The sequence below is a fragment of the Litoribacillus peritrichatus genome (assembly GCF_039537985.1).
GTDB lineage: Bacteria > Pseudomonadota > Gammaproteobacteria > Pseudomonadales > Litoribrevibacteraceae > Litoribacillus > Litoribacillus peritrichatus.
The window spans coordinates 170754-184988 of the sequence record NZ_BAABBN010000015.1; the positions used below are offsets into that span (position 1 = coordinate 170754).

Annotated in this window: 17 protein-coding genes; 11 read left to right on the forward strand and 6 right to left on the reverse strand. The window is 45.5% G+C overall.

All coding sequences use genetic code 11. The features are described from left to right. Window positions 1–271: 271 nt before the first annotated feature. The 3 genes from ABD744_RS20170 to ABD744_RS20180 form a co-directional block, all read right to left on the reverse strand. The gene (locus ABD744_RS20170) at window positions 272–1762 is read right to left on the reverse strand and encodes a 3-oxoacyl-ACP reductase (protein ID WP_344800398.1); all 1491 of its coding nucleotides are present in this window, start codon (window positions 1760–1762) and stop codon (window positions 272–274) included. Between the two features lie 194 nt (window positions 1763–1956). After that, window positions 1957–2292, reverse strand: coding sequence for a Bor/Iss family lipoprotein (locus ABD744_RS20175; protein ID WP_344800399.1), 336 nt, complete (start codon window positions 2290–2292; stop codon window positions 1957–1959). A gap of 43 nt (window positions 2293–2335) precedes the next feature. Then, a complete protein-coding gene (locus tag ABD744_RS20180) occupies window positions 2336–2632 on the reverse strand; it encodes a Bor family protein (protein ID WP_344800400.1) in 297 nt (98 codons plus the stop codon). A gap of 250 nt (window positions 2633–2882) precedes the next feature. Between ABD744_RS20180 and ABD744_RS20185 the strand changes: the two genes are divergently transcribed. The 7 genes from ABD744_RS20185 (at window position 2883) to ABD744_RS20215 (ending at window position 7311) form a co-directional block, all read left to right on the forward strand. Next, complete coding sequence (locus ABD744_RS20185; RefSeq protein WP_344800401.1) at window positions 2883–3350, forward strand: PepSY domain-containing protein; 468 nt, start codon at window positions 2883–2885, stop codon at window positions 3348–3350. Next, entirely contained in the window at window positions 3347–4021 is a 675-nt protein-coding gene (locus ABD744_RS20190) for a response regulator transcription factor (RefSeq protein WP_344800402.1), read from the forward strand. The genes ABD744_RS20185 and ABD744_RS20190 overlap by 4 nt, the downstream gene beginning before the upstream one ends. Window position 4022: 1 nt before the next feature. After that, window positions 4023–5363 carry an ATP-binding protein gene (locus ABD744_RS20195; protein WP_344800403.1) on the forward strand — a complete coding sequence of 447 codons (1341 nt, stop codon included), beginning with the start codon at window positions 4023–4025 and terminating at the stop codon, window positions 5361–5363. Continuing rightward, a complete protein-coding gene (locus ABD744_RS20200) occupies window positions 5360–5668 on the forward strand; it encodes a Bor family protein (protein ID WP_344800404.1) in 309 nt (102 codons plus the stop codon). Before ABD744_RS20195 ends, ABD744_RS20200 begins: the two co-directional genes overlap by 4 nt. Further along, on the forward strand, window positions 5665–5967 hold the full coding sequence (locus ABD744_RS20205; protein ID WP_344800406.1) for a Bor/Iss family lipoprotein: 303 nt from the start codon (window positions 5665–5667) through the stop codon (window positions 5965–5967). Before ABD744_RS20200 ends, ABD744_RS20205 begins: the two co-directional genes overlap by 4 nt. 130 nt (window positions 5968–6097) lie before the next feature. Next, window positions 6098–6898 (forward strand): MipA/OmpV family protein, encoded by an 801-nt coding sequence (locus tag ABD744_RS20210; RefSeq protein ID WP_344800407.1) that lies wholly within the window; start codon window positions 6098–6100, stop codon window positions 6896–6898. A 176-nt stretch (window positions 6899–7074) separates the two neighbouring features. Continuing rightward, window positions 7075–7311: a CDGSH iron-sulfur domain-containing protein gene (locus ABD744_RS20215; RefSeq protein ID WP_344800408.1), complete on the forward strand. Its 237-nt coding sequence runs from the start codon at window positions 7075–7077 to the stop codon at window positions 7309–7311. A gap of 40 nt (window positions 7312–7351) precedes the next feature. On the opposite strand, the gene ABD744_RS20220 is transcribed toward ABD744_RS20215, so the two are convergent. Next, complete coding sequence (locus ABD744_RS20220) at window positions 7352–8155, reverse strand: tRNA-uridine aminocarboxypropyltransferase (RefSeq protein WP_344800409.1); 804 nt, start codon at window positions 8153–8155, stop codon at window positions 7352–7354. A gap of 103 nt (window positions 8156–8258) precedes the next feature. Here ABD744_RS20220 and ABD744_RS20225 point away from each other — a divergent pair, with 103 nt between their 5' ends. Next, window positions 8259–9362 (forward strand): phosphoribosylaminoimidazolesuccinocarboxamide synthase, encoded by a 1104-nt coding sequence (locus tag ABD744_RS20225; protein ID WP_344800410.1) that lies wholly within the window; start codon window positions 8259–8261, stop codon window positions 9360–9362. Between the two features lie 144 nt (window positions 9363–9506). Here ABD744_RS20225 and ABD744_RS20230 read toward each other — a convergent pair whose 3' ends face one another. Next, complete coding sequence (locus tag ABD744_RS20230; RefSeq protein ID WP_344800411.1) at window positions 9507–10310, reverse strand: DUF1338 domain-containing protein; 804 nt, start codon at window positions 10308–10310, stop codon at window positions 9507–9509. 270 nt (window positions 10311–10580) lie between these two features. On the opposite strand from ABD744_RS20230, the gene ABD744_RS20235 reads away from it, so the two are divergent. Then, a complete protein-coding gene (locus tag ABD744_RS20235) occupies window positions 10581–10805 on the forward strand; it encodes a DUF1272 domain-containing protein (protein ID WP_344800412.1) in 225 nt (74 codons plus the stop codon). Window positions 10806–10865: 60 nt separating this feature from the next. On the opposite strand, the gene ABD744_RS20240 is transcribed toward ABD744_RS20235, so the two are convergent. Next, window positions 10866–11687, reverse strand: a complete 822-nt coding sequence (locus ABD744_RS20240; protein ID WP_344800413.1) for a crotonase/enoyl-CoA hydratase family protein — start codon at window positions 11685–11687, stop codon at window positions 10866–10868. 231 nt (window positions 11688–11918) lie between these two features. Here ABD744_RS20240 and ABD744_RS20245 point away from each other — a divergent pair, with 231 nt between their 5' ends. Further along, complete coding sequence (locus tag ABD744_RS20245; protein WP_344800414.1) at window positions 11919–12425, forward strand: TIGR03546 family protein; 507 nt, start codon at window positions 11919–11921, stop codon at window positions 12423–12425. Window positions 12426–12427: 2 nt separating this feature from the next. After that, a complete protein-coding gene (locus ABD744_RS20250) occupies window positions 12428–14107 on the forward strand; it encodes a TIGR03545 family protein (protein WP_344800415.1) in 1680 nt (559 codons plus the stop codon). Window positions 14108–14235: the final 128 nt, after the last annotated feature.

Consider the following 14235-nt stretch of genomic DNA (forward strand, 5'->3'; position numbering starts at 1 on the left):
TTCGAAAAATTTAGCATTGTCTGATCTTCGCTCATGACGTTTCTTTTGTACCGAGCTACATAAACAGATTTTTATGTACTTATTTAGCCGTTCATTCAAAACTCGCTACGCTCAGACAGTGAATTCTCTTTAAATATGTACATAAAACTTTGATGGTGATTTCTGTAGGCAGGATATCTTCAATGAAGTATTTTTAGCGAATCCGTTGTTTGAGCGAAGCGAGTTCCGGATACGCGATTAAATACTTCGTTAAAGATATTAATAAATAAATCTAAGCACCAACTAAATTCTGACCACATACTCTCAGTGTATTCGCGCGCAGCCCTGCCGATGCCGGGTTAGCAAACATTGCTACCGCTTCGGCCACGTCTTCCGGTTGTCCGCCTTGCGATAACGAATTAATCCGACGACCGATTTCACGGCTTAAGAAAGGAATCGCCTGGGTCATTTGAGTTTCGATAAAGCCTGGGGCAATGGCGTTAATGGTGATTTTACGGCGGGCAAGCACTTTATCCATCGCTTCAACGTAGCCAATCACACCGGCTTTTGAGGTTGAGTAGTTGGTTTGACCGAAACAGCCTGCGATGCCGTTAATGGATGAAATGCAGATCACCCGGCCGTTTACTTTTAATACTTTTTTATCCACAAGCGCTTCTGTGATGCGTTGAACGGCCGACAGGTTAATATCGAGGACGCTCTGCCAGCGCTTGATATCCATCCGTGCCAGGGTTTTATCGCGAGTAATTCCTGCGTTGTTGACCAGAATATCGATCGTTTCTGAGCCTTTTTGAACGTCTTTGATCAGTTTGTTCAGGCCTTTTTTATCACTGACGTCCGCGATCACGGCGTGCCCGCCCAAGCGGCGAGCCAAGCTTTCAAGGTCTTCCTTGCAGGGTTCTATGTCGAGCAGGATGACTTTGGCTCCGTCTCTTGCCAGTGTTTCGGCGATGGCTTTCCCAATACCCCTTGAAGCACCAGTCACCAGTGCTGTTTTGTCCATCAGGGGTTGGCGCCAGTTGATTTTTTCATTGCTGCCACTGACTTTGCTGAGGGTTACCGCTTGCCCGGTAATGAAAGCGGCACGCTGAGACAGAAGGTAACGCAAAGGAGACTCCAGTAAGTGCTCGGCGCCAGTTTCTAACTGAATTAAGTTTGCGGTAGCGGCTTTGCCTCCAATTTCTTTGGCGGTACTTCGAATAAAACCTTCAAGGGCATACATTGCAGACGCTTGTGCCGCTTCTTTGCAGCTGGAAGGTGTTAAACCTACGACCACGATACGGGAGTGATCCCCAAGTCGGCGGATGTTGTTATGGTAAAAGTCATACACTGCCGTCAGTTCTTCCGGGTTTGCAACGCTGGTGGCGTCGTAGATCAGAGCAGACAGCTTTTGAGATGCGTCCGTTAATATTCGTAATGGGTGGGTTTTACTGGCAGATAATAAGTCTTGTTGGCTATCATTCTCTTTAAGGTAAAACAGTTTGGCAGAGCCGTGCGATAACGTTGTTAAAATGGCGTTGGCCACCGGGCTGGCTTCTTTGTTGCCTGTGGAGGCAGAACCAAACAGAGCTTTGCCTCTTAAAAACTCTTCACTGGCTTGTTGTTGGCGCTTTAATGGCAAAGGGACGGGTAAATTCAGTGCTTTCACCAACGGTTGTGCCCAAGGGTGGTTGACCACATTTTGGTAAACATCGGCAGACGATGCACTTTTTTTGAAGTTGGAAATATGTTGTATGGTCTTACGAACTTGCTGTCCCTTCGACATTGTGGGTATCCCTAGTAATTGTATTCAGTTGTTATTCGTTTTCTCTGATGTGTTGGAAAGAGGAAAACGTGTTCATACGGCATTGGCCAATTCTAGCACTCGTTTCTGAAGAAACGTAATGCTTACAGGTCAATAAAGGCACCGCTTTGGTCTGTTTAATCAGAAAATCAGAGATGTTTGGGGCAAAGAGGCGGTCATAGCTTTAAAGTTTGAGCTGATGGTTGTTTTTTGTCTGTGAAGTCACAACTTATTTCCACCGTTTTTGGGTACCAAATGGGTGCGATCCAGTTCACTGCCAGTCTTGCCAGACCATTTAAAAACGACAATTCTGTTTTCACGGACGTCCATTCTTGGTTGAGGCAGCGCCTTTCCAGATTGACGGCGTCCGAGACTTCAACCAGATCTAACGCCACGTTATGGTGCCACTGTTCCGTTTTGGCTAAGGTTTCGATGGGTTCCCCATTATCAAAATGAATGGTCGTACAAGCACTTAGTATTATTAATGAGACTAAAGTCGTTAATAATTTCATTGCTTCCCGCTCCTAAGCTGTTTGAGTTGATTGGCATTATTGTTTATTCGCACCAAACTTTGACTGAGTGCGGTGCATAGATTCCGAGTGTAATGAGGGTCAGTAAGCCGTCCACAAAGGTGGCTTGCGATTGCATTTGAACAACACGCTTTTGCTGACAGATTTGTTTTACGTCGACCCGTGTTTGGCCGACCAATCCCCAAAAGAAAAAATGACGAGAATCTTGGTAAGTCGGCTCAGAGGAATATTTGAAGGTTGCTGTCGGGTGAATGGTGACCGAAGAGCACGCCATTAGCATGAGATACAGGCCGGCGATGATGAATGTCCTGAGTTGGCTCACAGGGTTCTCCTTCGAAGCCATTAAAGTTAAAACTGCGGGTACAAAGTAAGCTATCTGAGTAGAAAGTTTAGATGGCTTTTTGGTCTGGAGCACAGATTTTCTGAGTTGAAGCGGTTGTGATACTTTATAGAGTGGCCGAGTTATTTTTCATTCAGCTTAGGTTCAGTTTAAATCTCTATACTTCGGATTAATTTAAGATTGCAGTCAAAGTGCCTAATGAACATATGTACCTAATGAACATAAGTGCCTAGTGAATACATACATCAGAACGTTATTGCTTTTTGGGGCCGTGCTTGGGAATGCCTGTCTGGTTCGTGCAGACGAGGTATCACAGCTGCCTTCCGAATCGGGTGTCGATACGATAGATCCTCCTGTTATCAAAGACGCAGAACAAAGTGCCTCAGACGATTGGTTTGAAACCCATGTGGAGCAGCCGGGCTATCAGGTTGAAAGCTTTGTCATGCCTTTTACCCACTGGGTGGAAGATAAAATTCAGAACACAGACATCATGAAACCTTCGGTGTACGTTCAGGAGACTTCGCCTGAACCCGCTAAAGGCATGGGTTTGCGTGGCGCGATTGAAAAAGCACGGGCCGAGTTTGAAGGCACGGTTTTGAGCGCCGATAAAATCACCTCAGAAGGCCAGTTGGTTTATCGAGTTAAAATTTTGTCCAAAGAGGGTGTAGTGAAACAAATTGAGGTGAGTGATACGCCATGAAGTTATTGTTGATCGAAGATGATCCGTCTTTGGTGGCTCAATTGTCGGAAAAACTGACGCAAGCCGGATTTTATGTGGATGCCAGTCTGAATGGTGAAGAAGGTTTGTACCGTTCCAGAGAATATCAGTATGACCTCGCCATTATTGATCTTGGATTGCCAAACATGTCTGGCATTGAGGTCATTACCCAGCTCAGGAAGGAAAACATCACCATTCCGATTTTGGTGTTAACTGCGAGGAGCAGCTGGCAGGATAAGGTTCATGCTTTGAATGCGGGGGCGGATGATTATTTAGTCAAGCCATTTCAACTGGAAGAACTGATCGCTCGAGTACAGGCGATGTTGCGCAGAGCGGGCGGCTACGCAAACAGTGAATTGACGCAAGGGCCAATTAAGCTGGATTTACACAGTCAGGAAGTATTAGTGCATGACAACAGCGTCAGTTTGACGGCTTTTGAATATAAACTGGTCCAGTACTTTATGTTGCATCCGAATAAAGTGGCTTCAAAAGCCGTTTTGGCGGATTACCTGTATGAAGAGGAATTGGAAAGGGACAGTAATGTCATTGAAGTGTTGGTGGCCAGGCTTCGACAAAAGCTTGATCCGGACAATCAAATTAAGCCCATTGAAACCTTACGTGGTCGTGGTTATCGATTTTCGGTGAAAGCCTGATATGAAACCGGTTTCTCTGCGAACAAGGTTTTTCAGCTATACCATTTTAGTGGCGACTTTGGTCATGATGGTGGGCATGTTTCTGGTGGACATCATTTACACTGAAGAGCTGGAAAAAAATACACACGAAAAACTGAAACTGCATATCTTTTCGTTATTATCCGTCACCCAAACGGATCAAGGCAACCTGTATATTCCTGCCATATTGCATAACCCCGGATTTAATACTGCCAATTCAGGTTTGTGGGCGGTGGTGGTGGACGATCAGCAAACGTCTCTTTGGCATTCATTATCGCTGACGGTACCCGTTAAAAATTTACCATTGGCAGAGAATACCGGGGCGTGGCGTTTTGATCGTTATACCTTAGCTGGCACGGAATACATGACGGCGGCGTATAAAATATCCTGGGATGTGGATGGTCGCTTATTTAATTATCATTTAATCGTGGGTGAAGATGAGTCGTCTCTGGATGCGGTTATCGGCCGTTTTCGGCTATGGCTGTTTGGTGGTTTTTTCACGATCACAGCTGTTTTATTGATGTGCCAGTTATTGGCGTTAAGAATGGCATTCCGGCCGATTGCGGCCTTGGGTGAAGAAATTCGACTTTTAGAGCAAGGTCAACAACATGGCCTACTCGGTCGTTACCCTGAGGAGTTAACGGGCGTCACAGAGAACCTGAACGCTTTGATTGATAAGGAACATCGTCAACGTGAAAAGTATCGAGCCAGCATGGCTGATCTGGCTCACAGTTTAAAAACTCCGATAGCCATCATTCGTGGAGAAATTGACCGGGACTCCAGTAATGAGGTTATGAATACTGCGTTACAAAGAATTAACAATACCATTGAATATCAGCTTAAACGTGCAGTGATATCCGGCCACAGTTTATTGAGTGAGGGCACTCAAATCAGCAGTGTATTAACGATGGTGGTGGACGCCTTAAAGAAAGTGTACCGGGATAAGGCACTTGAGGTGGAGGTTCAGGCGTCGGATCAACTGTCTTTTCGTGGCGATGAAAATGACTTGATGGAAATATTTGGTAATTTGTTGGATAACGCGTTTAAACACTGTCAGCAAAAGGTGCGGGTGAGCGTGACTGAAGCACAGAATCAGCAGGTCATTATTATCGAGGATGACGGTGCCGGGTTCAGTCGTCATGAGGGTAAAAAAATATTTGGACGCGGTGAGCGACTGGATAATCAAGGCCTGGGGCAGGGCATCGGTCTGGCTGTGGTATTTGATATTGTGAAAAGTTATGAGGGGAAAATAGAGACGGACGTTTCTATGTTAGGAGGGGCTATGTTCAAAATTACATTCTCAACCAAGGGATATGTGTCGTGAGAAAATTATTGATTATTCTTTTGATTGGTTCGTTAAGTGCCTGTTCATCTGTGACTTTACGGACGGATCATCAAAAAGAGTCGAGTGCTGCGCCGACCTATCAAAAGCGTTTTCATTATTGGTTTTGGGGGTTGAAAGGCGAGTATTCTGTCAATGTCCGTGAAATCTGTGCTGGTCGGCCAGTGATTCAAATGCAGTCGGTGGATACTTTTGTTGATATTTTAGGGCAGGTGTTTACGTTGGGGATTTATTATCCTCGTTCAGCCCGGGTCTGGTGCGCCGAGCGCTCGGAGGGTAACCAATGAAAAAGACGATCGTTGCATTGTGTACTTTGGTGGTGACCGGGTGCGGTACCATGAAATTTGAGAACGGCCCTAAGATGGAAGAAACCGTTGTTCGTGAGCAATGGCACCACCTCGGCTTTAATGGCTTGATTGAATTCAGCAAACCAATGAATGTGGACTACAACTGCGCCAATCAGCAATGGGACAGCATTACCGTTGAAAGAACCTTCATTAACGGGTTGGCGAGTTTAAGTTGGCCTTACGTTTCAATCTATTCCCCATGGACCATTGTGTATGAATGCCGCGAGCCGATTGATTAAATCTGAATTAATTTGATGGTTCAGCTGAGGTTCAGCTACCGGCAAGCTTGGGTTCATCGGCCCTCATTAATATGGTTCTCGTTAACAGGCTAAAGACCGCGCAAGGCGCAGGCATAACGAGAACCTTATTATGAACATGACCAAAAAAGCACTTCAAATGACAGCGGGTGCACTCTTTTCATCTTTGATCACAATCAACGCTTACTCAGAAGCGCTTGTCAGTGATGCGGCAAGTCCGGGCGACAGCGACAGTAAATGGGTGGTTGGCGGCTACATTGGTGGCATGACTAACCCATATGCCGATGAAGATAGTCTTGGCTTTTTAACTCCAAATATTGAATATCGTGGTGAAACATTTTTCATCGGAGACGGTGAACTGGGCGTGACTCTATATCGCACCCATGGCTTCAGTTTTGGCGCGGTCTTGACCGGCCAGTACTCGTATCTATCGGATAAGGATGAGTACGACGACAACGAAAAGCTGGATGGACTGAAAGAGCGCGACGGCACGCTGGATGCGGGTTTATATGCTACCTATACCAATGAGATGGGCCGGTTAAAACTGACGGTGTTGGATGAGATTACCGGAGAACATGGTGGCCAGTCTGCTGACCTGCACTACACTTTCGACTTCAAATACAGTGATTGGAACATTAACCCCACCGTCGGTGCTACATGGGCCAGTGCCGAGTCGGTTGACCACTTTTACGGGGTCAGTAATCAGGAAGCCAATGGGCACCGCGATGCTTACAAAGGCAAGAGTGCTTTGAATTGGTATGCGGGAATTCGCGGCCGTTATGAAATCACGGAAAATTGGGATGTGGATTTAAATGCTGCCTATGTGTTCTTGGGAGATGGCATTAAAGACAGTTCGATTGTGGATGAAGACGGCCTGTTTATTTCATCTGTAGGAGTGAATTATAACTTCTGATTTGTTGTTCCCTTTTCCTTGTTAGATCCACCTTTGCCCCGGTGTTTTACATACGGGGCTTTTTTACGATGCTTTTTTGTGGAATGTTTATTACTGAGCGGTAAACGATTCGCTTGGCACCGACCAAATCTTATCTATGCTTAGCGTTAATGCTTGATGAGATGAGGAGCATCAAAATGACGAGACCCAAACGAGCTTCTGATACGCCGTTTGCTGTGGATGTGGAAGCGGGTAAAAAATACTTTTGGTGCGCATGCGGATTAAGTGCTTCCCAGCCATTTTGTGATGGCTCGCATAAAGGCAGTGAGTTTTCACCGATGAAATACGAAGCGACCGAGTCAACGACGGTGTTTTTCTGTGGCTGTAAGTCTACGCTAAATCCTCCGATGTGTGATGGCAGCCACAACAAATAGCGTGTTCCAGCTTGAAGCGGTCATGGTTAATTAAGGCAGGTTATTCGTCTATTGCAGCCATTTGCTGGTGGATGATGTTCATTTCAGGCGCCATGGTTCGACGAATGGCCCGGTAGTGATGATTGAATAATTCGAAATATTGATGGAGCAGACGGGCTTGTTTCGCTTCCCCAAAGGCGTTCAGTACCATAACTCCTGCTTCGGCTGTGGATAGCTGGTGCTCTTTCGGCGCTTTGCGTAATGCATAAGTGGCGGAGTGCTCTGGCGATATTGATAGAATGGGCGGGGTTTGTAACCACTCACTCTGATACAGCATTTTACGGGCTTGTTTCCAGGTGCCGTCTAATAAAATGACGGTGGGTGTTTTGTGCTGGCAGAGGTCAGCCAGTTGGTCTTGTTGAGGGTTATGATAAACCTCCCGGTCGGGTACAAGTTCACCGGGGAAGAGAATGAAACACTGACGGTTCGGGTCTTGTAGCAGGTGAATGATGTCCTGGCATGGTTCGGTACGAGACCATTCAAACGCATGGCATTGTTCGGGAAAACAGTCCGCAATCAATCGACCTGTGTTGGTTGGTTTCAGGATTTCTTTATTATGCATCAGCAAAGCAATGTCGATGTTGCAATGCATTTGTTTTCGCCAACTGCAAATACAGGCGGCGGAACTGAGAAAGCAGTCACCGCATCGTTCAACGGAGGCGCCCCGGGCTTGAAAAGGTTTGGTGGCTTTGTTTAACCGTCGGTTTCGGAGTCGCTCAAACGCATTGGCTTGCCTGGGTTTTGTTGTGGGTTGTGTTGCCGGTCGAGCGGTGGGTTTGGCTGGCGAAAATGGTTGGTTATTCATGACTGCTAAATACCCTAGGAAGATCAAATCTGGTAGTATGCGCGTTTTCAAGCGATCGATAGCTTACCTTAAATTCTCAACATGAGTTAACAGGAATTAGATGATGAGTCTTGCTGATAAAGTTTTGGCTGTAAATGATGACCTGCCCATTCGTACAGATAAGCCGGTGCACAGTGGTAAAGTACGGTCTGTTTATTGGTTAACAGAAGCCGACAGCAAACGCCTGATTCAGGAAAAAGGGTACGACGTGGCCGAAGATGCGCCGTTGGCGATTATGGTCATCAGTGATCGCATCTCGGCATTTGACTGTATCTGGCAAGGCGAAGGCGGCATGAAAGGCGTTCCGGGCAAAGGCGCGGCTTTAAATGCGATTTCCAATCATTGGTTTAAGCTGTTTCGTGAGCAAGGTTTGGCCGACAGCCATATTCTCGACATTCCTCATCCGTTTGTGTGGATTGTTCAAAAAGCACGTCCGGTGATGATTGAAGCCATTTGCCGCCAATACATTACGGGGTCTATGTGGCGTTCGTATGAGAAAGGTGAAAGAGAGTTCTGTGGTATACAGCTGCCGGACGGTTTGAAAAAAGATCAGAAATTACCGGAGCTTCTGATTACGCCTTCAACCAAAGGTATTTTGAAAGGCATTCCTGGCGTGCCAGAAGTGGATGATGTGAACATTACCCGCGATGACATTACCAACAACTTTCAAGCCTTTAACTTTACTCAATCGTCCGACATTGATGTGTATGAGAAGCTATTGAAAGATGGCTTTGGCGTGATTTCAAATGCATTGGCGGAGCTGGATCAGGTGTTTGTGGACACCAAATTTGAATTTGGCTATGTGAACGATGCGGCCGGGAATGAAAAACTGATTTATATGGACGAAGTGGGCACGCCGGATTCTTCTCGTATTTGGGATGGCCCGCAGTATCGTGACGGTAAGGTTGTGGAAAACTCGAAAGAAGGCTTCCGACAGTTATTGTTAAATCATTTTCCTGACCCGGACATTTTGTTGAATAAAGACCGAATGGATGAACGCCAGGCGCTGGCCAGAGATAATGAGCTGCCGTTAGAGGTCTTAATGAATGTCTCTGAAACTTACGTAGGCATTGCCGAAAAAGTTATCGGTGAAACGCTGAACATTTCGGATAACCCGAAAGCAGAGATCATTCAGGTGCTGCGCGATGAATACGGGTTGATCGACTAAGTAATGCTTATACCGGGTTGATGTCACCGATTTATGACATGATATCCAGTGATATCGAAAAAGTCAGAGCCAATGCTCTGACTTTTTTGTTTCTGGATTGCTTTTGATTTTGCCCTTGAGACGGCCTTTGAAATTGACTTGGTGTTACTTCATGTTGGTGCTTTCAAAGATCTTGTCGGCATTGCCTTCAATGAAGCCCGAAAACTCGATGCCATTTTCGGTTGGGTAGCGGCGGGCAAATTCATAAAAACAACTTGGAATTTCGCGGTTGCCTTCGATAAAGGTAACCGGCCGTTTTTCTGCAATCGTGGATGATTGCTCAAGGCACTGTTCTGGAGAGCCTTTAATCACACCGCCCACTTGATTGAGCTGGAAGCCATGGCTTTCTACAAATGCGTTCACGTCTTCCAGGCTTTCAAAGCGGCTTAACGCGTTGACTTTTACCGTGAAGTGATTGGCCATGTAGCCATAAACGTACATCCAGGCGGCGTATTCGGATTCTTGCCTCAGCATTTCATAGGTGTCGTAACAAATGTTATCCCAGCTTCGGCCTGAAAAACAAAATTCCGCTGAATTGGCTAAGTCCGGGTCAATGCTGTTTATCACTTCACTTTGAATAATGCGCTGTAACTCTTCAGAACATTCGTTGAGCTTTAGTTCACTGATGAACACTTTTGGCAGTGAGGGTTGTTCTGGATGTTCAAGATGAACGGCGCTTAGTTTCTTTTCTACAAAGGTATATTCTCCGCAACGGCGATAGCCCAGTTCTTCGAAGACTTTGGCGACTTTACTGATGCCGACTTTCTCGTGCTGGAAGGTGCGAAGGGCAATGTGATCATTAATGACCTGGTCTTCATGCTCAGCAAACAGCTGGTGGATTTCAGCAACGGCAGGGTTTAACGCAATGTACTGTTCCCAAAGGGAGTTAAATAAAGTCTCTGGAGACATGAATACCTCTATCGTGAATGTTACGTTAACCGTACTTGGTGGAATTCTAAATCCGTTTGTTGAATAGTTGTTCAACTATTGGAGTATATTGGGGAATGCAACTAAAAATGAATCATTTACTTGTTGAAGATTTGTAACTTAAATTTGTTTGTTTTTTGCTCATTAGGATCGGTGCTTTAAAAGGCAAAATTCAAACTTGAGATGACCGATTTGACCATTGTTGTTTACACCGGATTTTATACACTGCGTCAGTCAACAAGGGAGATACTCATGCTTAAAATGAAAAAACACTGTGAAAAATGCAATGCAGAAACCGGGTTGCAGCAAGAAGCGTATATTTGTTCTTATGAGTGTACGTTTTGCAAAACCTGTACTGAAGCGATGAGTTGCGTGTGCCCGAATTGTGCAGGCGAGTTGGTTCGTCGTCCGACACGGTTAAAAAAGCCGTTGGAGGTGGTGACGTCGCAAGTGAAGGAAAAAATCTTTGGTAAATAAAAAAGAGCCATGATTCAGGCTCTTTTCTATTTTACTCGATGCCGGTCTTTCGCCTGCGTATCAAAAAGAAGAGCGATCGATGAAGGGGTCTTTCTTACCAGACAATCCGTTTTTCATTGCGATGCGTTGGTTCTTGCGGCCCAGTAAGCGCATTTGAGTCCAACGCTCCCATAGTAAGGCTGTTACCGGGTTGGCTTTCCAGGTCTTGCGGAAAAGGAACTTGGTGGCAGCGATGGCATCGGGTGACTTCTCGGCAATGGTTTTTGCCAGTTCGGTGGCTTCTGCCAATGGGTCGTCACTTAATTTACTGACGATACCGAAATCATAAGCTTCCTGGCCTGAAAACTGGCGGCCAGTCATTGTTAATTCTTGTGCGATATCATAGCGTGTCAGCGTCGTCAGAGTGACTGTTCCGCTCATGTCCGGAATTAATCCCCACTTAATTTCCATGACCGATAAGCTGGCATCCGGTCTGGCAATACGATAATCACTGCCTAAGGCAATTTGTAAGCCGCCGCCGAAGCAGTTGCCTTTAATGGCTGTAATCACCGGCACAGGAATGTTTCGCCAAATTAATGCAACCTTCTGGAAATCATTCCACTGGGTCCACGGCATTTTCAGAAACAGTTGGGGTATCATGCTTGGTTTTTTGCTGACGGCTTTGAAGTCCAGTCCTGCGCAGAAAGAGTCCCCTTCACCGGTTAGGATCACCGCTCGAATACTTTTGTCTTTTGTGATTTTTTTGGCGGTGTCGATGAGCTGTTTAAAAACATCCAAATCTAAACCGTTGTGTTTCTCTGGTCGGTTTAATGAAACATAGGCGATGTTATCTTTTACATTAAAAAGAACACGCTGGTCATTCGATGTTGCTGAAGTAGCCATAGAGGATTCCTGTGTCTGACGGTTAATCAAACGATTGTTTGAAACTTTATGGCGGTCATCATTTCAAAGTTCTTAAGAAATTACCAGCCTGAATCTTAGATAGCTTGAGTAACATTAGTTGGTCATTCGGATTTGGGTTGGTGAAAACATGAGTAGACAGTTACACTTACTTAAAAAATTAACGCAGCTTTATTTCTTACAGTTTCTACAGCAAACCTCTAGGGAGCGGACATGCTGACAATATTTGCCAAACTCTTGAAACTTTTGAATTCAGATCAAAACCCCAGTCACCTGGCGTTGGCGGTTTGTTTTGGCTTAGCCATTGGTTTGATGCCTGGTTTTTCCATGTTCTTATTGTTTTTATTCATCCTGGTTTGTGTGTTCAAAGCAAATTTGACCCTGTTTTTATTGGTGTGGGGGTTATTTGAAGGGGTTGCCTATATCTTTGATCCTGCTCTGCATCAGGTGGGTTACAACTTACTGACCAACCCTTCTCTGGCGGAACTTTGGGGAGGATTGATTCAATCCAGTTTCTGGAAACTGACGGCATTTAATAATTCCTTAGTGATGGGCGCGACAGCCACCATTCTTGTGTTGTGGGTGCCTGTTTATCTGCTGACGATTCTCTTCGTGAAGAAATATCGGGGCAATGTTCAGAAGTTTGTCGAGAAATTTAAGATTGTCCAGATGTTGAAAGGAAGCAAATTTTATAAGTTGTACGAAGGGTTGGGGGCTTAATCATGAAAGGGATGATTCGTTGGTCTGGTTTAGGCGTTGCTGCGGTATTGGTAATTCTTGCGTATTTCGTTATTGAGCCTCTTTTGAAATTTGTGATTGAACAGGCGGGAACTCGCGCCTTATCCACTAAAGTTTCCTTGCATGAAGTCAGTGTTGATTGGGCGAAGCCGTCTTTGGCTCTGACCGGGCTTGAAGTGGCCGATAAAAAACAGCCGATGAGAAACCAGTTAGAGGTGGATGAAATTTCGGTCAGCATTGATGCTTTTGAAGCTTTGTCGGGTCACTTGATTTCCGATCAAGCCAAGTTAAAAGGCATTCAGTTTAATACCGAAAGAACCACTTCCGGCGAGATTGGTGACATCGTTACGTTGGACAATGTTGACGACAAAGTGACTGAGTCGGCGGGTGAAGCGTTGTCACTGCCAGGTTTGGATTTGCCAGACATTGATGAGTTAGTGAAAAAAGAAAATTCATTGACCTATCAGCGTTACCAAGCACTAAAGCAATACGTTGATGCGAACAAAGAGGCATTTAAGCAACGCATTGATGCGCTGAAAGATGAAAAGAAAATAGACGACTATAAAGCCCGCTTTAAAGAAATTAAAAGCGCTAAAGGGTTTATGGGTAAGCTGAAAATGGTGTCCAAAGCGAAAGACCTTAAGGAAGACATCGATGGTGATCTGAAAGAAGCCAAGCAACTTCGTAAAGATTTCGACAAAACCGTGGCGGAAATAAAGCGTCGGGTGGCTGAACTCAAGGATTCGCCGAAACAAGAGGCCGATCACTTATTGCATAAAGTCGGAGTCGAAGGGGGCACCGATCAGGTGGCTCAAATGTTGTTCGGGCCAGAGCTTAAAGGTTATCTGAAACAGCTGAAAGAAATGACTTCGGGAATGGGAGAAGCTAAAGCTTCAGAGCCTGAAGAGGTAGTGGTTGAGCGAGGAAAAGGTATTTTTGTTCGCTTTGATCAGGAGCGACCGCAACCACTGGTGTGGTTTAAGAAGGCCGAAGTCAGCGGTGACTTTAGTGGTTTGGGTGTTCCGTTTGGTTTTAACGGAACGGCGTCTGATATAACCGATCAGCAAAAACTTACGGATAAACCCACGTCACTGGATCTTAAGTTATTAAACGACCAAGTGAAGTCGGCCGATTTGGCGGTTTCAGTGGATTTAAGAAAGCAGTCGATCATAGCGCTGGAAACCAACATGCAGGGCTATCAGGTGGATAAGCTGCCTTTATCCGGCGACTTTGAATTATCGAAAGGGTTAGCCGACATTGTGGCCAAGATCAAAACGCAAGATGAGCAATTATCGGGTACTGTCAACATGGACATGAGTGCTGTGTCTTTGACCTCGACGGGCGATATGTTTGAGAAGTACCCATCTGCAAAAGATGCGCTGGCGTCCATTTCGAACATTGATGCTGATGCCACTCTCAGTGGCAGTTTGGATCAACCTGGAGTGGCGATTAAATCCAATCTGGATGATGTACTGAGTTCGGTGTTGAACAAAGCCTTGGAAGGTCAACTTGCGACCTATAAAGCGGAAGTGACCGAGCGTTTGGATGCCATGTTGCAGGATGAATTGTCGGATGCCGATACCATCAAAGCCGATTATTTAGGGATGTCTGGTGACATTGACGGTACTAAGAAGCTATTAAATGACTTGCTGGGTGGCTTATAGTTGTTTGCTTATTGTTCGATTAATAATGCTTTATTTCAGAATCTATCTGGCGCTCAGAGGGCTAGATGTCGGATAAAAGGGTGTCGGACAAAAGGTTGTCGAATAAAGGGATGTCAGATAACAGGAAG